A 21,734-nucleotide genomic window follows, 5' to 3' on the forward strand; every position below is an offset into this window, starting at 1 on the left:
TCCCGAACACGACCGTTAAGCCCTCTAGCGCCGATGGTACTTGGACCGCAGGGTCCTGGGAGAGTAGGACGCCGCCAAGCAACTCATAAACACACTTGATGAATATCTTGTGTGTCTTTTTGTTTTTTATGATGTGTCGCATTGAGAAAATTCTCACTTTATGTTGTGTATGATATGACGATACAGGACATGTCTTTCCGTTTGGACTTCTTATATACATAAAATACTGCTCTTTCCTTGGACCAAGCTATGATACAATAAGTGGGGTCTATATAAAAACGGAACACGCATATGTACGAGGAGGAACAGTAACACCATGAAATCAGCCCCGTTTATTGCCGTTGAAGGTCCGATTGGAGCGGGGAAAACAACGTTGGCTACGATGCTTTCCCAGGAATTGAACCTTCCTTTGGTTAAAGAAATTGTTGAGGAGAACCCATTTTTGGCCTCCTTTTATCAAAATATTGACGAGTGGAGCTTTCAACTCGAAATGTTTTTTCTGTGCAACCGATTTAAACAGCTGGAGGACACGGGCGCACATTATATTCAGCAGAACAGCCCGGTTATATCCGATTATCATATTTACAAAAATATGATCTTTGCTGAACGCACTTTAAAAGGAACAAAGCGGGACAAATATCGTCAAATCTATCATCTGTTAACGGATGACCTGCCGAAGCCGAATCTGGTGATCTACATTGAAGCTGAGTTGGATACGCTGATGTACCGGATTAACAAGCGAGGGCGTTCGTTTGAGCAGAATATGGACCCGGCTTATATGAAGCAGTTGATCGCTGATTACAAGACAGGCATGAATGATTTGGCTAAAGGGGAAAATCCGCCCGTTATTCTTAAAATTAATGCGGAGCAGCTTGACTTCGTACAGCATCCTGAGCATTTCAGGCAGATCGTTAATCAGGTAAAGGAGCTTATGATATGAATAACTATGGCATTCCAGCGAATGCATTGATCACAGTAGCAGGAACAGTAGGGGTGGGGAAATCAACGTTAACAGCAGCGCTCGCAGAGCGTTTGAATTTCAAAACATCTCTGGAGCAGGTTGATCACAATCCTTATTTAGAGAAGTTTTATCATGATTTTGAACGCTGGAGCTTTCATCTGCAAATTTACTTTCTCGCAGAGCGCTTTAAAGAGCAGAAGAAAATTTTTGAAATGGGCGGCGGCTTTGTACAGGATCGTTCTATCTATGAGGATACGGGCATTTTTGCACAAATGCATGCGGATCAGGGAACGATGTCGGCTACTGATTTTGAAACTTACAGCAGCTTGTTTGAAGCGATGGTGATGACGCCTTATTTTCCACACCCGGATGTGCTGATTTATCTGGAAGGCAGTCTGCCTTCCATTCTGAACCGGATTACGGAACGTGGACGTGAGATGGAAATTCAAACGGACCGTTCATATTGGGAGCATATGCATGAACGCTATTCGGTGTGGATTAACCAGTTTACGGCGTGTCCTGTGCTGCGGCTGAACATTGATGAATATGACGTGCATGATCCGGCTTCGCTGGATGCTATTTTGGAGCAGATTTCGGCTGTTATACAGCCTTCCCGAAAAGCTCAGGTATAATTAAATATATTGATCCTCTAGGTCAAGACAAGGGGAGATAGACATCTCTTTTACAGTGAAATCAGGCTGTAGAAGGGGTGTTTTTTGTTAGATCAGCAGCGAATTTGAGAGCATTAGGTGAGACGACATGTTCAGATAAGACTACATATGGGTAGAAAAAAGTAGAAAGTTGTTGAAATTTGAAGCTTTATGTGGTTTTATAGTAAAGGTGAATTCTGGAAAAATAGTATTAGCATTACTCAGGAGGGAAAGACATCGTGGAAGAAAAGCAAGGAGTTAAAATCGGAATGCCGATCATCGGCGGTTTGATTGCTGCCATACTGGGAGGTGTGGTATGGGCTGCGGTTGCAGCTATGACGGAGTATGAGGTTGGACTTATCGCCATATTGGTGGGAGTGCTGTGCGGTTACGCCGTAGTGCTGTTCTCCAATAAGCAAATCGCGACGGTACACAAAATTATTGCTGTAGTTTTCTCACTCATCGGTATTTTGCTGGGCAAATATTTGACGGTTGTATATTTTACAGCTCAGTTGTACACGGATATGAGTATGATGAAGCTGGTGTTTAACGGAGAAATGATCAGTGCATTTGCAGAAACATTCACGGAATATTTCAGTGAGCCCATCGATCTGTTGTTTGTCGTTCTGGCTATCGTCTCCGCATGGCAGATTCCAGGCCGGATGGCGAAAACAAGCATGGCTTCAGAAGCGTCAACCTCGGATCAAACACCTAGAGCTTAACATAGGTCAGGTTGAATTCGGAAGTGGAAGAATAGATCAAGATTCACCAAGAAGATGCTAAAAAGTATTCGGAGTGAGGCCCAACAATAGGGATCACATTGCGGCCGTAATACGTTTAGCTTCTACAAGGATTAGGACGTTACGCCAGGGGCGTACGTCCTTTTTTGATGTGAGGGCAGTAAGTCCTCGAAAGCTATTCGTTGCGGTCGGCAAATACGGCCATCGCTTGGCACATAAACTGTGCCAGTCCCTCGCCAAACTGATCTATATTTCGGGTGAAGCGTTCATCCTCTACATACATTTGACCAAGCCCTTTGAAGGCAGCTGGAGTGTAGTTTCCTATCTGATTCAAATACATATACCATTGCTTGATCTCGGCCTGTGCTGCTTCGGAATCAGGCGCTGTGTGGCGAAGTGCTGCCAAGCGTGCAAAAATATCGTTCATTTGTTTAGCCAGTTCTTTCTGTTTGTTCGCAGGCTGCTGCTGTAATTTCTGATTGGCCTCATTCACGGCCTGATCTCCCCAGCGTTCGCGCGCTTCTTTTTCGTAAGGGTTATGGCTGAAATCGAAGCCTTGGAATTGCTCTTTGGCAGTCATCTTAATTTCTCCTCTCAGGTGTAATACGGTTTTATCAATGGTTGCAATCATCTGGTCCAGACGCTGACGTTTTTCGACCAGAATGAGCTTGTGCATATGCAGTGCTTCCTCCGCGCTGAAGGTCGGGTCATCTATAATATTTTTAATTTCTTTCAGGGAGAAGCCTAGCTCTTTGAAAAATAAAATCTGCTGCAACCGTTCCAGATTGGCGTCGGAATACATGCGATATCCGGCAGCGGTAATCTCGTCCGGGACAAGCAGCCCGATCTCGTCATAGTGATGCAGTGTGCGCACACTGATGGAAGCCAGTTCGGAGACTTCCTTAACCTTCATGGCCATGAGTAAGACCTCCTTACAACATGAATTGTACAGTGTCACGTTGCGTGAGAGTCAACATGTATTTTTCGGAGGTGAGCTGTGATGACGGGATTATATATGAGGTGCTTGGGAGGGAATTATACATGATGTACTTGAGAGTGATTATATATGAAGTACAAGAACAGTAAAAGATTCATCGTTTAGATGGCTGGTGCTGAAAGGTTAGGGATGCAGCATGGTACGGCTGCATCCTGGTTTGTGGATGTGTGGGGAGCGCGGCTATGCCTGCTCCCCGAGCGTGATGGCAGCGAGCTGTGCAGCCGCTGCGCGCACATCGGCCGCACCCGCGATGGCGGAGATGACGGCTACGCCGTCGGCTCCAGCCGCCATCACGGCGGCCGCGGTATCGGGCGCAATGCCGCCGATACCAACCACCGGAACTGCGATGCCTGCGGCGCGCAGTTCGGCAACCCCGGCGGGGCCCAGCACAGCGTGGGCATCCGCTTTGGAGCGCGTCGGGTACATCGGCCCGACGCCAAGATAGCTTGCGCCCGCCTGCACGGCACGGCGGGCTTCAAGGGCGGAGTGGGCGGATACGCCAAGCATCCGCCCTTCGCCAATGCGGGCGCGCACCAGCGCCGCGTCCGCATCGCCCTGGCCGACATGCACGCCGTCGGCCTCCACCTGCACAGCCAGCTCCATATCATCGTTCACGATGAACGGTATCCCATGCTGGCTGCACACCTCGCGAAGCCGCAGCGCAAGCGCTGTGCGGACTTCGCCTGCCAATGCTCCAGTTCCCTTCTCGCGGAACTGGAACATCGTAATGCCGCCAGCAATCGCCTGGCGCAGCACCTCCACCGGGTCACGCGTAGTATTGACGCTGCCCATTACCAAATACAGCCGCAGCGCGCGGCGCACCGCTTCCGCATCCCATACGCACATCAGCGCTCACCCCGCTGTCTGCGCTGGTACGCAAAGTGATTCGTTGGTCCGTGCCCGGCCCCGAATCCCAGCTCATCTTCGATGGCTGCCTGGATAAACGCTCGCGCGGTTGTAACGGCAGCCACAACAGTCGAACCCTTGGCCAGTTCGGCCGTAATGGCAGCAGAGAAAGTGCAGCCTGTACCATGGGTATGCCGTGTGTTTACCCGAGCATTCTCCAGATAATGAAAGGACTGCCCGTCATACAAAACATCCACAATCATGCCGCTTCCCGCATCATGTCCCCCTTTGATCAAGGCATATGCTGTGCCCATCTGCACTAATTGCTTTGCGGCTTCTTCACGTTCGCTCAGACTGTTAATGCTCATGCCTGTGAGCAGCTCCGCTTCGGGAATATTGGGCGTGGTAATCAAGGCATGAGGCAAAAGCTCCTCAATGAGAGCTTGTACGGCCTCCTGCTGGAGCAGCGGCGCTCCACCTTTGGCTACCATTACCGGATCAATGACCAGATTGGACCAGCCGTATTGCCGCCATTTGCTTGCAACGAGACGAATAATCGCGGCACTATACAGCATGCCGGTTTTGACTGCATGCGGTTCAAAGTCTGCTCCCGTCGAATCAAGCTGCTGGGCTATGCCGGCATAACTGATGGGGAATACACCTTGGACACCTGTTGTGTTCTGTGCCGCAATGGCTGTGATCACCGTCATTCCGTAGACGCCAAGCTCCTGAAAGGTTTTGAGATCTGCCTGGATACCTGCACCACCGCCATTATCGGCACCTGCTATTGTCAAAGCCTGGGTTATATTCATCTTGCACCTCCGCGAATCTGACGGATCCGTGCATGTTCTGATACGAGCTCGGGTGTCACCTTCACAAGCTGGTTTAACAACTCGATCTGGAAGCTGCCTGGACCCTGCTGGGCTGTAAGGGCGGCAGCTTGTTCGGCTGCAACACCGTAATAAGCAACAGCCTCGACAATGCTGTTCAGTAAATTATCTCCCGGCTGGGCGACTGCTGTAAAAGCGCCAACGACCGAGCTGAGAAGGCATCCCGCGCCGGTGACCCTCGTAAGCAGTACATGTCCGTTGCTGATGAGAAACGTCTGATATCCGTCCGTAACGATATCGTACTGGCCCGTAATAACAACAATACATGCAAGCTGCTGTGCAGCCCGTTCCGCGATGCTGATGCGGTCTTCGTCACCTTCCCCTGCATCCACACCTTTAATACTCCAGGGTACGCCAATGACATGAGCGACCTCTGCAACATTCCCGCGTAATACAGTCAGACGAAGGTCACGGACAAGCTGCTGCACCGTCTTCGTGCGATATGGAGTCGCCCCGGCACCGACAGGATCAAGCACAACGGGTACATGATGCGCATTAGCGGACTGTCCTGCCAGCCGAATGGCTTGAACCACCTTTTCATCTAATGTACCGATGTTCAGCACAACTGCGCCAGCGATACGCGCAACGTCAGCAACTTCTTCGTGAGCATAGGCCATGAACGGAGAAGCTCCAAGGGCAAGCAGGCCATTGGCAGTGAAAGGGGCTACCACCAGATTTGTAATGTTATGAACCAAAGGATTAAGTGCACGTACACGCTCAAGATAAGACAACGTCATTACCTCCTTGATCTAAAATGAATTGTATGGTGAGACAAGCTGGTATTTACATAGAGACCATTACATCGAAGAACTTGCAGTACGACCTTTAACGAATTCTCGTCCATGCCCATGCGATGAGAAAACAAAAAAGCCCCACTCATTTCCGGAGGAAACGAGCGAAGCTATAGAGGTTTTACCAGCATGGACTCTGCCAAATCAATGGAGAATCCTTTATCCACAAGAGCCGCTCCACTTCCCTCCGCTGGTATGATCCAGATCAGGTTCAAAGGGTCCGAATGATATATTCGTCTCAGCCGTAAGGCTCCCCCAGTGTGATGTGCAAAATATGCAGTTATGATCCAAGCATATATCACATGCGTCCAGAATGTAAAGAGGGTATGAGACTTGACGCTTGTTTTGGCAACGCTGCGGTTTACCGATTTACCTTCGCTCGTTAACCCGATATAATGGGGATTGGCCCATATGGCCGCATAACGAATGAGGGCAGGAACTGGTTCACTTTCCTCCCGGCAGAATGGGGACCCTGAGTTGAAAACGTTCAAGAAAGTATATATCGAGATCACAAGCATCTGTAATCTGGCATGCAGCTTTTGTCCACAAACGAAAAGAGCCAAAGGCTTTATTGACCCTGAAGTGTTTAATCATATATTGGATCAGATCAAACCGCACACTAAACATATTTACCTGCATGTCAAAGGCGAGCCTTTGCTGCATCCCAAAATCGACCTGCTCCTGGATTCCGCTCATACGAAGGGATTCAAGGTTAACATTACAACCAATGGTACACTCCTGCCAAAGACACAGCATAAACTGCTGGGCAAACCTGCATTGAGACAGATGAATTTCTCCCTGCACAGCTTTGACGGGCATGAGGGATCAACGGATCGTGATGGTTATTTGCGCAATATTTTGACTTTCGCTCATGAGGCTGTGAAGCATAATGTAATTATTTCGTTCCGGCTGTGGAATCTCACACAGGATAACTTTACGAATGCCCAGATGAATCGAAATCGGGAAACACTTGAAGTGCTGGAGCGTGAATTCAATCTGGACTTCCGTATTGAGGAAAAGGTCGTTCCGGGCAGCGGTGTCAAAATTGCACCGAATGTATATCTGAATCAGGACCACGAATTCCAATGGCCAAGTCTGGATGCACCGGAAGATGACGGAAAAGGCTTTTGCCATGCGCTGCGCAGTCAGGCTGCGGTGCTGGTGGATGGAACGGTTGTTCCATGCTGCCTTGATGGTGAAGGTGTTATTAACCTTGGCAATATTCATGAGCAGTCTTTCTCCGAGATCGTTGATGGGGAGCGGGCCAACAATCTGGTATACGGCTTTTCGAAACGGGAGGCTGTGGAGGAACTGTGCCGCAAGTGTGGATATCGCCAGCGGTTTGGCACGGGTGCTTGAGGCTGAATGACTCTATGCCCTTCAGAGTTTGACCGATTTGAGAGATGAGACCCTATTGTCTGTAATCAAGCCTATAGGGTCTTTTCTGTTATTTTTCCTCATGAACAAGGGGTAAAAACAGCATACTGCTAGTTAATATCGGTACATATCAATTAAATCAGAATTTTAGAAAGCGGAGACCACATCTATATTACAGCTTGGATTGGTAAATCTAATCCAGGGATTATTCCTGTAATCTTCCTTTTTTTGTAGGATTGAATCAGGTTCCGAACAGGGGGGTTGCCGTGTACCTCAAAAAGGTTCCTGTTAGACAAGCCAGCGGCTTGTTCAACAAATCACTCAGATTAAGGGAGGATGTTGATGATGAAAAAAATGTTAACGCTCTTGTTGTCCGCAGGTCTCGTTGCTTCTGTATTTGGTGTATTGCCGGTTGCGGCTGCGCCGACGGTTGTCAATTCAACCATCGTGGTACCTGCGGGAACGACTTATGACGGGCAGGGAAAAACGTTTGTAGCGAATCCCTCTACATTGGGTGACGGTTCTCAAGCGGAAAATCAGAAACCTGTATTCCGGCTGGAAGCAGGAGCTACGTTGAAAAACGTTATTCTTGGTGCACCTGCAGCGGACGGTGTGCATTGTTACGGCAGCTGTAATATTTCCAACGTTGTATGGGAGGATGTAGGCGAGGATGCATTGACATTAAAATCTTCAGGGACCGTAAATATCACTGGCGGTGCAGCATATAAAGCCTATGATAAAGTGTTCCAGATCAATGCGGCAGGCACCATTAACATCAAAAACTTCCGAGCGGATGATATCGGCAAGCTGGTACGGCAAAATGGAGGCACGACCTTTGCGGTTAATATGACGCTGGACAACTCCAACATTTCTAATGTCAAGGATGCGATTATGCGTACGGACAGCAGTGTATCTCAAGGGAAGATCACGAACACCCGCTATTCCAAAGTACCTACATTATTCAAGGGCTTTGCTTCGGGTAAAACGAGCCAGTCAGGAAACACACAGTATTAAGAGAAGTGTGTTTTTTATCGTAACTCACCCTTTAAAACGGTGGAAAAAAAGCGTTAAAAAAACGGGAGAGGCAGTAAATACTGCTTCATCCCGTTTTTTAATGCTTACTTTCTTACTTTTGGGAGGATCAACGTGTCCTTTAAGGGAACGGAGCTACTTCTTCTCCCCGGGCACTTCAACAATTATCTTGTCTTTGGCTGGAGCAGCAGAGCCGCTAACCGAGGAGCCGGACTTGTCCATCAATTCATAGGCTGTTTCCTCCAGCATAAGGGAGTACTTGAAGGACACCAGTGTTTTGCCAGCGACAGAAGGCTGGTTTCCTACTTCGGCAATCGATTTTGCTTTGATAAAGAACAGATCGCCAATGGTTCCGGCTTGTTTACCCAGATTTGCCTGCCATTTCAGCATTGCATTTCCATTGGTAATCGTATAATAGCTGACCAGATCACTATCCTCTATTGTGAAGAAACGATCCTTTTGTCCCTGTTCGAAAATATAAGCAGTGGATGAATCAACTGGCCCTAACGGATTTTTCACCTTCAGGCGAGGCTGGCCCAGATCAGAAAACCGCGGCAGTTGTATGGCAGCTTCACGAGCAGCGGTCAGATCAGAACCGTTATAATCCTTCACCACAGCATTGTTTGTATTGTAGATATAAGCCTCTTTGGCTGCTTGATTCCAGCGTACTTGTGCACCGAACGTTTCTCCGATGGCACGGAGCGGAAGCATCGCTTTTCCTTTCACCACAATTGGAGCTGAGGACAAGGTGGCGGTTTGTCCATTCTTTTTCATCGTTTTGCTATTAGGTGTGAGTACGTATTTGTCACTGCCGGCAGTAATACTGATTTGTTTGCTTTTATTATCGTAACCGAAGGTATAATCTCCAAGGAATTGCAGTTCAGTCAGTGCAATGTACGTGACACCTTGGCGGATGACCACATCATATTCTGCAGGCATATTGTTAATGTAAGCTGCGGGTTTAACTGTTGCGGCTGCTTCAGCCACCGAAGGGGTGAACAGAGCAGGTGCCGCTCCTGCGGTCAAAATCGAGGCGGCCAGCATCATTTTCCATTTTTTTTGTTTCCAATACGAGCGGTGTGTAGAGTTTGTTTTGTTCATGTTCATTCTCCTTTCAAGTCATTAGACGGACTGTTTATCCCAAAAGTTGCATATTAATGGAATACCCATAAGATATTAACCCAAAATCTGTATTGTAAACTTTGGAACGCAGGAGAAATTACACTATATAAGTTGCACTATTTATTTACACGTGAACGGAGAGGACAGAAAAAACCTGAAAAAGCGGAGCTAAAAGCTTTCTGCAAGAAAGCTGCATCGGAAGCATAAGCTTCGCCTTTATCAACGGATTTTACCCTTTGGAAAGGGAATCCAAAAAAATCTGGGGATAACAGCGATTAGAAGGTTGTTCTGTCATCGGAGTGGTTGTGTAAAATCTTTAGTTCAACTTATATAGTAACTTTTTGGAGAATTGGAACGTCCTATATGGAAATAACTTCTATTGGGGGATGGATGGACGTGAAAAAAGTACCTGATCGCAGAACATGGTTTTACATGTGTGCAGCACTAACTGGAATAGCGGCTGTACTGTTGGGCGGAACGATGCTGACGGGTACCCGAATAGCGTCAACTAACGCACAGACTCAGGATTCCATACCACAGACGCTCGAGGTGAACGCCCGAACACAAGTCTCAAGCACTGCTTTGACTACCTCAACGTTATCTCATTCCCCGACCCCGGATTCGATCGAACCGATTGCCATCAAAGGAATGACGGAGCCGAAAATCAACGTACCCTACAAGAAGGGGGAAAAAGTAACACTGAGAGACGGCTTGCCGTTATTCAGCGGACCGAAGGATCACAGCATTGCAGCCGATCATATGAAGATTACATATCGAACATCCCCGAAGGAAAAGTATACGCTGGCAGCGGTTCGGGGCGAATGGATCAAGATTAAAACCAAGGAGCAGGACAGCTACTGGCTGCCTGGCTGGTATGTGCTCAAGCAGAGCCGCGGCATGGCGGAGATATCCCCCAGGACGTTCGCTGTTCGAGCTGGAAGCAAGCTTTATTTGACTCCTGACAGTACAGTTACCTGGCCTTCGAACCAAACCAAGCTAAACCAGGCGCTGATTGTGGCAGAATGGAAGGAATGGTACGGCGTATCAATCGCTCCGCGCATTTGGCACAGTGAAGAAACAGATTATCATCATGCACTGCTGTGGATCAGGAAAACAGATATTACGGAACAAACGTCTGTAACCGATGGCTGGTTTACGAGAGAACAGCCGTTGTCCTTGCCCTTCCTCCAACTTCTCGCAGATACCAAGATGAGCGAGATCACAACCTCCAAGCAGGCCGTGAAGTGGTTGGGTGAGCCGGATTGGAAGGAACATTCGAGAAATATGAAGGATACAGGGTACACGATGCAGATTGGACAGACCTGGAGATATGAGCGCCAGGATGCACATCTGCTGTTGACCTTTAATCCAAAGGGCAAACTGATTGAGATTCGCTGGAACAAGCCAGCAAATCAGGGGAATGATGAACCCTACTATCGGGGCTATGGCCGTTTTGATGTATTTTCTTATACCCATGAAATCGCTGGCAGCGTGTTGCCGCAGACGCTTCCCTGGAAGCCTGAATGGGTGAATCAGGGGGATTTGAACTATACCTTTTTGCAAGCGGGTACAGAGGATGTACTCCTGATGAAGGGAGATGACGGCGGGTTCAGTGGTATGCACTTTGAGGATTCATACTATGCGCTGGATCGGCATACAGGCAAACTGCTCTGGAGGGTGCACAGCGGCCTCGGTCCTGCCCAAGCGTTCATAAATACGAAGCGTGATGCGGTCACGTTATTCACAAGCTATGACTTCGAACGTAAGCAATATCGGGATCGCGTGCGGCACATCAACCTCAAGGACGGAAAGATTCGATGGGAGTATAAGCCCGAGGAGCAGAAGAATCGCAGTGACAGTACCCACCTGAATGAAGCAGCTAACGAAGCATCGATTGTAAAAGGAATCAAGGCGGCGCAAGATGTGGTTATTGTAGATCGTTCTGCTGCTGAAGGCTCTACAAACGGCTGGATTCATGTGCTGAATAGTTCAAATGGTAAACGGTTATGGAGCAAAAAGCTGACAACAGGTTATCGTTTGCTGAATCGAAGTGCAGATGAGCCTTATGTTCTGTATTGGGATAAGGATCAGTTCACTGCGGCCGACCCCAAGACTGGGCGTATCGTTTGGCAGATCGAAGCAGTACAATCATTGGAGCTGAGTCATATTGAGAATAATCCTTATTTTGATGGCATTGATCGGTATGATCCGTTTGGCTCGGTGTCCCTTGAGCGCTGGATGCCGCTGGATCATCAGTGGGTGTTGATTGATCTGACCTCAGGTAAAAAGTTATCACAATTTCCTGCCCGTGAGGGCCAGGAATTAGAGGTGCTGAATGACGGCATGGTACTGATTCGGGAGAATAATAAAGGAGACCAATATGGTGATTACGAGGATTTTACAACATCTTTGTTTGATCCGGAGACAGGAGAGATTCGGTGGACGCTGGATGTGAAGCTGCAGCGGGCGTTGGTCGAAGGGAATCAGCTGTACGTCATTATGAACGGACATCCTGCCGCTGTAGATTACAGAACCGGGGAGACGCGCTGGAGCGCGAGGGAAACGATCGGATCAGCTAAATATACGACGAATCAAGGCAGTTATCTGATGATTGGAGATCGACTTTTGCTTCCCCTGAATGATGATTTACTAGTGATGGACAAAAGGGACGGCACATTGCTCGGACGTGTACATGATGTTGTAATGGGTACGCCGGAGCATCGGGATCGGGAGGCCAAGAATGGCATGATCAACCAGATCGGCAATGAAGTGTACGTCGGATCAGCAAATGGGCGTTTCCGGGTTTTCCCAGCTGGTGGTTTTGATGGAGAAATCTCTCCTTAAAGCTTGTCTGGGTGGTGATGTTGTTTTATTATAAATGAACAGGATTGCTCGCGCTCCGGTTATCGGCTGTGCGGGCTTTCTTCATGTGTTCTGGGAAGAACCATGGTTGATCATTCACGGGAGGACTCTCCATGATTTCATTATATGGTATAAGCAAAAGGTTCAAAGAGCGTGGTTCCCGTGCGAATCAGGGATATGAGGCGTTACGTTCCGTTTCTCTCGAGGTGAAGCAAGGAGAGATTCATGGCATTATTGGCTCCAGTGGGGCGGGTAAATCCACTTTGCTGCGAATGCTTAACGGTCTGGAGCAGCCTGATACAGGAGACGTTATCGTTAATGGGCAAAATCTGACCCGGATGAATGAGCGTACACTGCGTCAGGCACGCCAAACTATCGGCATGATCTTTCAGCATTTCAATCTTGTCAGCAACCGAACAGTTCTCGGTAATGTAAGCATGCCGCTGGAGCTTGCAGGGGCTTCGCGTTCAGAGCGGCGCGAACGAGGACTGGAGGTGCTGCGATTTGTCGGGCTGGAAGAGAAGGCGAATCAATACCCGGCCCAGCTGAGCGGAGGACAGAAGCAGCGTGTGGCCATTGCCAGGGCGCTGGCCAGTCATCCGGCGGTATTGCTCTGTGATGAACCTACCTCTTCTCTCGATCCACAGACGACTGGTGGAATACTGGAAGTGCTTCGTCATGTAAACGAGACGATCGGTGTGACGATAGTGCTTGTTACGCATGAAATGGAAGTGGCCCGGCGATTATGCCACCGGATTTCCGTTATGAGGGAAGGGCAGCTCGTACGTACTCTTTCTGAATCCGAGGTTAGCCTTATTCCTGCTCCGCAGCCGGATATGCTCACTTCACTGCTCGAAGATGATACTCGGGCTGGAACAGATTCGAATGCACATCGTTTGGAAGAACAGGAGGAAAACGATGATGTTACCTGAGTCCGTGCTGAAATATCAGCATGAAATCTGGCAGGCTATTGGAGAGACATTTGTGATGGTTGGCATTTCCATTGCAGCTGCTGTGTTGATTGGTCTGCCGCTTGGTACGCTGTTGTATCTATGTCGCAGAGGACAGCGATATCAGAATCGGGCCTTAACTGTCGTATTGGGCAGTCTGGTGAATATCATACGCTCGTTTCCGTTTCTGCTGCTGGTGGTGTTCCTGATCCCGTTCACACGTATGATTGTAGGAACATCCATCGGTACGTTAGCTTCCACGGTACCCTTATCCGTTATCGCTATTGCTTATTATGCCCGGCTGGTTGAACAGGCCCTGCTGGATGTTCCTAGGGGAGTTGTTGAGGCGGCCTCATCTATGGGGGCCTCGACGGTACAGCTTGTCTTTAAATTCCTGTATGTGGAGGCACGTTCAGGGCTGGTGCTTGGGCTTACCACAGCAACCATCAGCTTTATTTCCTATTCTACGGTCATGGGCATCGTTGGAGGCGGCGGGGTTGGCGATTTTGCTATTCGCTACGGTTACCAACGCTTCGAAACGGAAATTATGATATTTACGATCATCATTATGATCATTCTGGTGCAGATGATTCAATTGACGGGCAGCAGGCTGTCACGCTGGCTTGATCGGCGATCCTGAGGATCGCAGCGAAAGATGGATGTGCAAGAAGCAAAACAGGACTTCGATTCATGAGAAAGATCGGTTTGAGAGAAAGAATGATTAAGAAAGAGCAATGCGGTTCTGAAGCCGCCTGTAATGACTACAGATCACATAAAAGAGAAGGGGTACAAATGAATGAAAGCAAAATTAATGCTCACACTGCTCGCAGTAATGCTGGTTGTATCTGCCTGCGGCAAAAAAGAAGAAACACCTGCGGCTGAAGGCACAAAGCAGGAATCTCAAGCCGGACAGGAAGTTACACTGAAAGTAGCCACACTGATTCCACCAATGACCGATGTACTTGATATTGTCAAGCCACTGCTTAAAGAGAATGGTGTGAATCTGGAGGTTGTGGTGCTGTCTGACAACGTGCAGCCTAATACAGCACTGGCGAACAAGGAAGTAGACGCGAATTTTTTCCAGCACGTTCCTTATATGGAGCAGTATAACGAAGCGAACAACGCTAATCTCGTTCCTGTGCAGCCTATCTATAATGCTATCTATGGAGGTTACTCCAAAACATACAAGTCCATAGATGAATTGCCCGAAGGTGCAGTCATTGCGATTGCCAACGACCCTTCTAACATTGGACGCTCTCTGGTGATGCTGGAGCAAAATGGTTTGATTAAACTCAAGGATGGAGTTGGCTTTAACGCTACCCAAGCGGACATCACAGAGAATAAAAAGAACTTTAAGTTTAAAGAAGTCGATCTGCTGATGCTTGCCCGTATGATGGACGATGCAGACCTGGTTGCAATGACTCCAGCTTATGCGAGCCCGCTCGGCTTGACTCCGAAGAAGGACGCGCTGCTAACGGAGAAGGATGATTCGCATTTTGCCATTACACTTGTAGCTCGAGAGGATAATAAAGATTCTGAAGCAATTCAGAAGCTGGCTAAACGAATGGCGGGTCCCGAAGTCAAAGCATTTTTTGAGAAAAACTACGCGGATATTGCTATCCCAGCATTCTAGGTGTTCTATATTCAACAGAGATCCGAGCCAAGCTGCTCGGGTCTTTTTACTGTAACCTGACTTCAATGGATGAATTTTTAGCATCTGCACGAAGTTTGTCCAATAGGGCTGAACAATCGCATAGTCTGATTCATGAATTGAAGTAAAAGGAGCCGAGCGGCTCCTTTTTATGTTTAGGTTAAATTTTTAAATTTGAAGTAAATTTTTGGAGCGCATAGCGCATGTTAGAAGAAAGGATGGAAGAGTGCATGAAACCAGGTCAATATCCGCAATTGAATACAAAAGTTTTGCGTAATATGATTTGATTATTAATGAGGTGAAAATCGTGAATCGGGCCTGTCCTTATCTATATTTATTTATCTATATTAAGCAATACTGAAGTCGTAACTTGGATGGTGAACTTTGCTGCGCGATCTGGTTTTAAATTTTACATTAATACTGATTATTGTTTTTCTGGTTCATCACTATCTAAATCAATTGAACAATCGACGGGAATTGTCGTTTACCTCAAAAGTGATTATAGGTATTTCTATGAGTATGCTGGGTACGGTTCTATACTATTTCTCCATTGTACTAGAAGACGGTACGGTGCTTAACTTCCGTTCTGTTGCCTATCTTCTGGCTGCCTATTATGGTGGAGGAGGAACGGCATTTATTACATTCGCCGGCTTATGGATGTTTCGGCTCAATGTGGGACTGTGGCCCTCGATAGAGAATTGGCAGTATGCCATGTACGAGGTAGTGTTTGTACTCATAATTACGCTGAATTTCAAGTATATTCATGGTTTTGTCAACCGCTGGACATCCGGGTCATTACTGCTGATTTCAGCTTATCAGTTGACCACTTTAGTCACCTCTGACCCCTCAACCCTCCAAAGCCGGGGAATCGTCTTGTTGTGCCATTTCCTCGGTATGCTTCTGCTTGTATTGTTCATCTATTTCCTGAATCAGAATCATTTTTACAGACAGCTGGTGGTCCAGAAGGAGCAGGAGATGATCAAGATGCTCCGTATGCAGCCAGGATTCACTTTTAAAGTACGCAAAGTGAACGGGAAATTTGAATTTCTTTTGCTGGAAGGAGAGATGTTGTCTCGGTTAGATATGGATATGCGTAGTCTGGAGGAAAGCTTTCAGCTGGGCACGATTAATGTTCTGCCGCCGGAGAAAATTCAGTTTCTGAAAACACAGTTCAACAGGGCCTGGAAAGGCGAATCCTTTTTTTTTGAGATCGAGCACCAGGGGAACTATGCACTTGTCAAATTAGGCCCGTATGTAGAAGACGAAGTGGTGAAGTATGTCATTGGATACGGACTTGATATTACAGAGCATCGAGCAGTCAGACGCAGAGTTCAGGAGAGTGAAGAGCGTTATCGCATGCTGGAGCGAGTATCTGCGAATTGGGTGGCGGGTCTGGACAACAGGGGCACAATCGTGTCAATGAATCAGAAATTTCTTGATGTTCTTCAGGCGGACAGGGAGCAGGTGATCGGACGTGAGCTTGGAGATTTGCTTGTGATGGAAAAAGTGGAATGCTGGTTCACGGTTCTGAAAAAAACACTGTCATCCAGAACTGCACAAGAGACGGAGTTAATCTTCCGTATAGGGGAAAGTGAAGAGCTGCACGTTCGTGTTCATCTGCATCCGCTCAAGTCATCCAGGTCCAGAGAGCAGATTAGAGCGGTTTTTCAGGATGTTACAGATCAATACAGACGTATGAAGGCCGACAAGGCGAGTCAGGCAAAGAGTGAATTTCTGGCTCTAATGAGTCATGAGCTGCGAACACCACTGAATAGTATTACCAGCTTCAGTTCATTGTTACGGCGAACGGATCTTACCACGCAGCAGCTGGATTATGTGAGCAAAATCATGGTCTCCTCTCAGTCCTTACTCAATCTGGTCAAGGATATCCTGGATTTCTCCAGGATTGAAGCCGGGAGATTTAATGTGGAGCATATACCGTTCTCATTGGAGGAGGTTTTTAAACGTGTGGCGGATCAGATCAGCACTGCTATCGGGCACAAGGATATCAAAGTCATTTTTCAGACTGATCCCGATTTGCCTTTAACGGTGCTTGGTGACCCGTTTCGACTGGAGCAGGTACTTATCAATCTTCTGGGTAATGCCATTAAATTTACGGATCAAGGATACGTTATTTTGCATGCAGAAGTGCTTGCATTTGAAGAAAAAAGTGTCGAAGTTCGTTTTGAGGTTCAAGATACAGGAATCGGAATTTCATCTGAACAGATGGAGCGTTTATTTGTACCCTTTAGCCAGGCTGAACCTTCGACATATCGAAAGTATGGCGGCTCTGGATTGGGCCTGGTTATTTGTTATCTCCTCGTTACCTCCCTCGGGGGCAGTTTGCAAGTAGAAAGTGTGCTTGGTGAATACAGCATATTTACGTTTGACCTGATGTATGAATTGACGGAATCAGAAGAACGATCATTCCTTCCTACCTACCCTTTATTGTATGCTGTCAGTGATGTAATTATTGTGGACAGTGACCTGAGAGTGGCTGAGAATCTGGAGCAGATGCTGCGTTCGTTTGGTCTTCGGCCCGAGGTGTACGTTTCTCTTCAACAGGTGCTCGAACATGTTGAGGATGAACGAGAAGAAGAGGAATCACATTGCCTGTTGATTATGCTGGATATGGATACAGAACATATACATTTTGATCCGGACTGGAGCAGGCTGATGGTCCGGCTGCGGCATTCCCGGATTCAGGTGTTTGGATATACACATGCGACCAGTGAAATTGCAGTGGCAAGTGAGCAGCATTACAGTACCCCCCAGGTCATTCTGTTCAAGCCAATGACTCGTGTCGGACTCTTTGAAGCATTACTTGCTTTTCAGCATGAAGAGGTACAGCAGATGAGCCCGATGCGATCGGACGATGAACAGCCTGAGCAGATAAAGCGAGGCTCCATTTTAGTAGCGGAGGATCATGAGATCAACCAGATCGCTATCCGTGCAATGCTGCAGCAGTTAGGATACGATGTCTGCGTCGTGAATAATGGAAGAGAGGTTCTGAGTAAACTGCACACTCAGCAGTGGAAGCTGGTCCTGATGGATTTGAATATGCCGGAAATGAACGGAATCGAGGCGGTCAAACAAATTCGACAAATGAGACAGTATGACCAGACTCCTGTCATTGCACTTACCGCAAACGGAGCAGAGAAAGGGCGTGAAGAATGTATCGTGGCCGGCATGAATGCCGTTCTGACCAAACCGATTGATGAAAAACAGATCAGATCCATATTAGATAACTGGATTGGTCTGAAGGGCATATTTAAAATCAAGGGAATAGAAGCAGAAAAAGCACTGAAACAGATGGACGACAAACCACACCTTCTTCAGTATGCACTGACCCGGTTTTCTCTTGAATACAGGGATTTCGACTCCAGAATGGAGACCGGTCTGCATCAGTCGAAGATGGATTTCGCCGTACGAAGTACGCATTCTCTCGTAGGTGTTGCTGCTCATCTGCATGCTGTAAATTTGCTGCAGGCCGTGCTTCGTCTCGAAGCGCAGTTGTCAGCTCCGTTCTCGGAAACGGAGCTGAAATTTTTGCTGCAGAAGGTACAGCAGGAAATTGATTTGATTATTGAATCGCTACCGTGGTAATCACTGTGCCCAGGCTATGTTAGCCTGCTTATGGTGTGAATTTATACCCGACCCCCCATACCGTTTGAATATATTGGGGGTTTTTCGGGTTATCTTCAATCTTTTTGCGCAAGTTCGTAATATGTACATCTATTGTTCGATCATGGATATAGGCGTCAATCCCGCGGATAGCCTCGATGAGGGCGTATCGACTGAACACCTTGCCGGGATGAGCCACAAACAGCTTCATTATTTCGAATTCTGAAAAGGTCGTCTCTATTCTACGATGATTCAGCAGAATCGTTCGGCGAGCCAGATCGAGCGATATGCCAGGCTCAAGTTCGACAACGGAGGAATTTTTCAGCAGCGTATACCTGCGGAGTACAGCCTCGATGCGTGCTTTCAATTCCTGCATACTAAAGGGTTTACATACAAAATCATCCGCACCTCCGGTTAAGGAGCGAATACGCTCGGAAACCTCGGTTAATGAAGATATGACAATGATCGGGATTGAGGTGTGTTCACGCATCAGTGCGCAGGGATGTTTCTCTCTGGCATCGGGTAACATCAAGTCCAGTAAAATGATATCCGGTCGGTTTTCAAGCTGCAAAAGGCCTCTCCCAATGGTATCAACCCGACATACTTCGTATTCTTCCCCTTGTAAATACAGGCATAATGTATCACCCAGCATGTTGTCGTCCTCAATAATAAGCACTTTGGTCATGATGTCCCTTTCTCAAACCACGTTTTAAAGATATATTGGCTGTTTATGCCGTCTTTCCGTTAATAGCCCTGCTGTTCAAGCCTCACTGCCACGTTCCAACAATTGCTTCAGCTTGCGTTCTGTTGCGGTTTCCGGTGCCGGAGTATAGATGCTGCAGCGCAAATCGGCATTGCCCTGCACCTGTAATGAGGTCAGATCAAACAGCATTTTTCCTGCTTTGGAATGCCTGAATTCGATCCATACATCAGGAGCACTGCTCACGCTGCTTTGTTTCCATAATGTGTGAAAATCAGGGTGGCGTTCTATCATGTCATCCAAAAATAAATTATACCATTCATCGTCGACATAACGACCATAATAGCCACGGAAAATAGATAAAAATCCACTTACAAAGTCTTCCCAGTTCACGGCAAGCCTGCGCAGCTCCTTCCGGTCAAATAACAGACTAATCATATTGCGCTGCTCCAACGGGATTTGTTCAAAGTTCATAAAGACCTGTGCGGCCGCTTCGTTCCATCCCACAATAAAGCAGCGCCGATCCGAGATAATGGTTGGACAGTACCTAAGCTCCTGCAAAATTTTCTGCAGGGACGGATGTAGCTGAAAGGTGTCCGGCTCCGGAGCAGGCAGATCGGAATAATGCTCCATAGCAAGTGAAAACAAATACTTCCGTTCATCGGCAGTGAGTCTTAAGGCAGAAGCGATGCTGTCGAGCACCGCATGAGAGACCTGAATGCCTCGTCCTTGCTCCAGCCAGGTATACCAGGTGGTGCTTACTCCAGCCAGTTGGGCCACTTCTTCTCTTCTCAGGCCTGGAGTTCTTCGCCGTCCTCCGGCAGGTAAACCAACGGATTCCGGGGATAATCTGGAACGTTGTGTCTTCAAGAAAGCAGATAAGGCCTGCAAGCGAGTCGTTTCACTCATATCATCATTCCTTCCACTCTATCATGGTACTCATTATACTATGATAAATGACAACTTGTAATAGGATATACAAACATGGCACTATGAATGCATAAGCCTCAGGAAACAGAAAATTAAAGATAATTAAAGGACAATTAGAAGGGAGAACCACGGGAATGACGATAGAACGTGTTGTGATTACGGGGATGGGTGTGATCTCACCGCTCGGGAATGATGTGCATACATTCTGGAATGCATTGAAGGAAGGGAAGTCTGGCATATCTCCGATTGAACATCTGGACAGCGGATTATATAAATCAAGAATCGGTGGTATGGTGCGTAATTTTGACGGTGAAGCTCTTTTTGGACGAAAGGAAGCACGGCGTATGGACCGGTTTGTACAATTTGCTGTTGCGGCGGCCGATCAGGCATTGATTCATTCGGGTCTTGTGCTCGATTCAATGGATCGGGAGCGCGTCGGGGTATATATTGGCTCTGGTATTGGAGGCATTCAGACCTTGATGGAACAGGGAAATGTATTAACGCAGCGGGGAGCCGGTAGAGTCAGCCCCACGCTTGTACCGATGATGATATCCAATATGGCAGCAGCAGCGGTGAGCATGCGATTTGACTGTTGGGGGCCAACGCTTTCCCCGGTAACAGCCTGCTCCATCGGAAATACGGCTATCGGTGAGGCGTTCAGGCTGATACGGCACGGCGGAGCAGATGTTATTTTTGCCGGCGGGACGGAAGCAGCAGTTACGGAAATATCCCTTGCGAGTTTTGGCAATGCAACAGCTTTATCAACCAGAAACGAAGACTATACAGCAGCAAGCCGACCGTTCGATGGCAGGAGAGACGGATTTGTTATGGCTGAAGGGGCAGGCGTCCTGGTTGTAGAATCCTTGTCTCATGCGCTGGCAAGGGGAGCGAATATTCTCGCCGAGGTTACCGGGTATGGAGCCACCTCTGATGCGTATCACATGGTAGCCACTCACCCTGAAGGCAGAGGAGCTTTTCTGGCGATGAGGGCTGCACTGCGTGACGCGGAGCTGGGGCCAGATGATATTGATGTCATTAACGCTCATGCGACCAGCACAGAGGCAGGGGATTTATCGGAAACGAGAGCGATTAAACAGCTCTTTGGAGATGCTGCGTATCGTATTCCTGTTACAGCCAATAAATCCATGACAGGGCATATGCTTGGTGCAGCTGGAGGGGCAGAAGCAATATCCCTCGTACAAACATTGCAGCATGGCGTCATTCCACCAACGATTAACCAGGAAGAGCAAGATGAAGAATGCGATCTGGATTATGTCCCGAACGTTGCCAGAGAGGCGAACCTGCAGATTGGCATGTCCAACTCCTTCGGCTTCGGCGGGCATAATGCGGTTATTATTCTTCGGAAGTATGTGTCTTGAATCAACTTTATAAGTTGAACTAAAGATTTTACACCATCCACTCCGATGACAGAACAACCTTCTAATCGCTGTTATCCCCAGATTTTTTGAATTCTGTATTCCAAAGGGAAAAATCCGGTGATAAAGGCGACCGCTCCGCTTTTTCAGGTTTTTTCTGTCCTCTTCGTTCACGTGTAAATAAATAGTGCAACTTATATAAAACAAACAGCGCTGCCCTGTTGGCTAGCGCTGT

Annotated in this window: 18 protein-coding genes, 1 rRNA gene and 1 riboswitch; of the genes, 12 read left to right on the plus strand and 7 right to left on the minus strand. The window is 47.7% G+C overall.

Annotated elements, in window-relative coordinates:
- The 4 genes from rrf to IEW26_RS26215 all read left to right on the plus strand — a co-directional run.
- Nucleotides 1–80: ribosomal RNA gene (gene rrf, locus IEW26_RS30880) — 5S ribosomal RNA — on the plus strand; the annotation flags it as partial.
- A gap of 236 nt (nucleotides 81–316) precedes the next feature.
- Nucleotides 317–940, plus strand: a complete 624-nt coding sequence (locus tag IEW26_RS26205) for a deoxynucleoside kinase (protein ID WP_188594523.1) — start codon at nucleotides 317–319, stop codon at nucleotides 938–940.
- Entirely contained in the window at nucleotides 937–1,593 is a 657-nt protein-coding gene (locus IEW26_RS26210; RefSeq protein WP_188594524.1) for a deoxynucleoside kinase, read from the plus strand. Before IEW26_RS26205 ends, IEW26_RS26210 begins: the two co-directional genes overlap by 4 nt.
- A 257-nt stretch (nucleotides 1,594–1,850) precedes the next feature.
- Nucleotides 1,851–2,333 carry a hypothetical protein gene (locus tag IEW26_RS26215; protein ID WP_229730048.1) on the plus strand — a complete coding sequence of 161 codons (483 nt, stop codon included), beginning with the start codon at nucleotides 1,851–1,853 and terminating at the stop codon, nucleotides 2,331–2,333.
- Nucleotides 2,334–2,526: 193 nt separating this feature from the next.
- Here IEW26_RS26215 and IEW26_RS26220 read toward each other — a convergent pair whose 3' ends face one another.
- From IEW26_RS26220 to thiM, 4 genes are all read right to left on the minus strand, one after another.
- Nucleotides 2,527–3,270, minus strand: coding sequence for a MerR family transcriptional regulator (locus tag IEW26_RS26220; protein WP_188594525.1), 744 nt, complete (start codon nucleotides 3,268–3,270; stop codon nucleotides 2,527–2,529).
- A 258-nt stretch (nucleotides 3,271–3,528) separates the two neighbouring features.
- A complete protein-coding gene (gene thiE, locus IEW26_RS26225; protein WP_188594526.1) occupies nucleotides 3,529–4,194 on the minus strand; it encodes a thiamine phosphate synthase in 666 nt (221 codons plus the stop codon).
- A complete protein-coding gene (gene thiD, locus IEW26_RS26230; protein ID WP_188594527.1) occupies nucleotides 4,194–5,006 on the minus strand; it encodes a bifunctional hydroxymethylpyrimidine kinase/phosphomethylpyrimidine kinase in 813 nt (270 codons plus the stop codon). Before thiD ends, thiE begins: the two co-directional genes overlap by 1 nt.
- The gene (thiM, locus tag IEW26_RS26235) at nucleotides 5,003–5,815 is read right to left on the minus strand and encodes a hydroxyethylthiazole kinase (protein WP_373288579.1); all 813 of its coding nucleotides are present in this window, start codon (nucleotides 5,813–5,815) and stop codon (nucleotides 5,003–5,005) included. Before thiM ends, thiD begins: the two co-directional genes overlap by 4 nt.
- A gap of 225 nt (nucleotides 5,816–6,040) precedes the next feature.
- Nucleotides 6,041–6,142, minus strand: a riboswitch (TPP riboswitch).
- 210 nt (nucleotides 6,143–6,352) lie between these two features.
- Between thiM and IEW26_RS26240 the strand changes: the two genes are divergently transcribed.
- Both IEW26_RS26240 and IEW26_RS26245 read left to right on the plus strand, forming a co-directional pair.
- Nucleotides 6,353–7,234, plus strand: a complete 882-nt coding sequence (locus tag IEW26_RS26240; RefSeq protein WP_229730049.1) for a radical SAM/SPASM domain-containing protein — start codon at nucleotides 6,353–6,355, stop codon at nucleotides 7,232–7,234.
- A 363-nt stretch (nucleotides 7,235–7,597) separates the two neighbouring features.
- A complete protein-coding gene (locus IEW26_RS26245) occupies nucleotides 7,598–8,266 on the plus strand; it encodes a pectate lyase (protein WP_186323181.1) in 669 nt (222 codons plus the stop codon).
- Between the two features lie 153 nt (nucleotides 8,267–8,419).
- On the opposite strand, the gene IEW26_RS26250 is transcribed toward IEW26_RS26245, so the two are convergent.
- Nucleotides 8,420–9,385 carry a copper amine oxidase N-terminal domain-containing protein gene (locus IEW26_RS26250; RefSeq protein WP_188594530.1) on the minus strand — a complete coding sequence of 322 codons (966 nt, stop codon included), beginning with the start codon at nucleotides 9,383–9,385 and terminating at the stop codon, nucleotides 8,420–8,422.
- Between the two features lie 417 nt (nucleotides 9,386–9,802).
- Between IEW26_RS26250 and IEW26_RS26255 the strand changes: the two genes are divergently transcribed.
- The 5 genes from IEW26_RS26255 to IEW26_RS26275 all read left to right on the plus strand — a co-directional run bounded on the left by IEW26_RS26255 (nucleotide 9,803) and on the right by IEW26_RS26275 (nucleotide 18,475).
- A complete protein-coding gene (locus IEW26_RS26255; RefSeq protein WP_188594531.1) occupies nucleotides 9,803–12,250 on the plus strand; it encodes an outer membrane protein assembly factor BamB family protein in 2,448 nt (815 codons plus the stop codon).
- 131 nt (nucleotides 12,251–12,381) lie between these two features.
- Entirely contained in the window at nucleotides 12,382–13,200 is an 819-nt protein-coding gene (locus tag IEW26_RS26260; protein WP_188594532.1) for a methionine ABC transporter ATP-binding protein, read from the plus strand.
- Nucleotides 13,187–13,858, plus strand: a complete 672-nt coding sequence (locus IEW26_RS26265; protein WP_188594533.1) for a methionine ABC transporter permease — start codon at nucleotides 13,187–13,189, stop codon at nucleotides 13,856–13,858. The genes IEW26_RS26260 and IEW26_RS26265 overlap by 14 nt, the downstream gene beginning before the upstream one ends.
- Before the next feature lie 156 nt (nucleotides 13,859–14,014).
- Nucleotides 14,015–14,851: a MetQ/NlpA family ABC transporter substrate-binding protein gene (locus tag IEW26_RS26270; protein ID WP_188594534.1), complete on the plus strand. Its 837-nt coding sequence runs from the start codon at nucleotides 14,015–14,017 to the stop codon at nucleotides 14,849–14,851.
- A gap of 531 nt (nucleotides 14,852–15,382) precedes the next feature.
- Entirely contained in the window at nucleotides 15,383–18,475 is a 3,093-nt protein-coding gene (locus IEW26_RS26275; protein ID WP_229730050.1) for a response regulator, read from the plus strand.
- A gap of 28 nt (nucleotides 18,476–18,503) precedes the next feature.
- On the opposite strand, the gene IEW26_RS26280 is transcribed toward IEW26_RS26275, so the two are convergent.
- Together IEW26_RS26280 and IEW26_RS26285 are read right to left on the minus strand one after the other, a co-directional pair.
- Nucleotides 18,504–19,178, minus strand: a complete 675-nt coding sequence (locus IEW26_RS26280) for a response regulator transcription factor (protein WP_188594536.1) — start codon at nucleotides 19,176–19,178, stop codon at nucleotides 18,504–18,506.
- A 75-nt stretch (nucleotides 19,179–19,253) separates the two neighbouring features.
- On the minus strand, nucleotides 19,254–20,102 hold the full coding sequence (locus IEW26_RS26285; protein WP_111268978.1) for a helix-turn-helix transcriptional regulator: 849 nt from the start codon (nucleotides 20,100–20,102) through the stop codon (nucleotides 19,254–19,256).
- Nucleotides 20,103–20,263: 161 nt separating this feature from the next.
- Here IEW26_RS26285 and fabF point away from each other — a divergent pair, with 161 nt between their 5' ends.
- Complete coding sequence (gene fabF, locus IEW26_RS26290; protein WP_188594588.1) at nucleotides 20,264–21,502, plus strand: beta-ketoacyl-ACP synthase II; 1,239 nt, start codon at nucleotides 20,264–20,266, stop codon at nucleotides 21,500–21,502.
- Nucleotides 21,503–21,734 lie beyond the last annotated feature (232 nt).

The organism is Paenibacillus silvae (assembly GCF_014639235.1).
Classification (GTDB): Bacteria; Bacillota; Bacilli; order Paenibacillales; family Paenibacillaceae; genus Paenibacillus; species Paenibacillus silvae.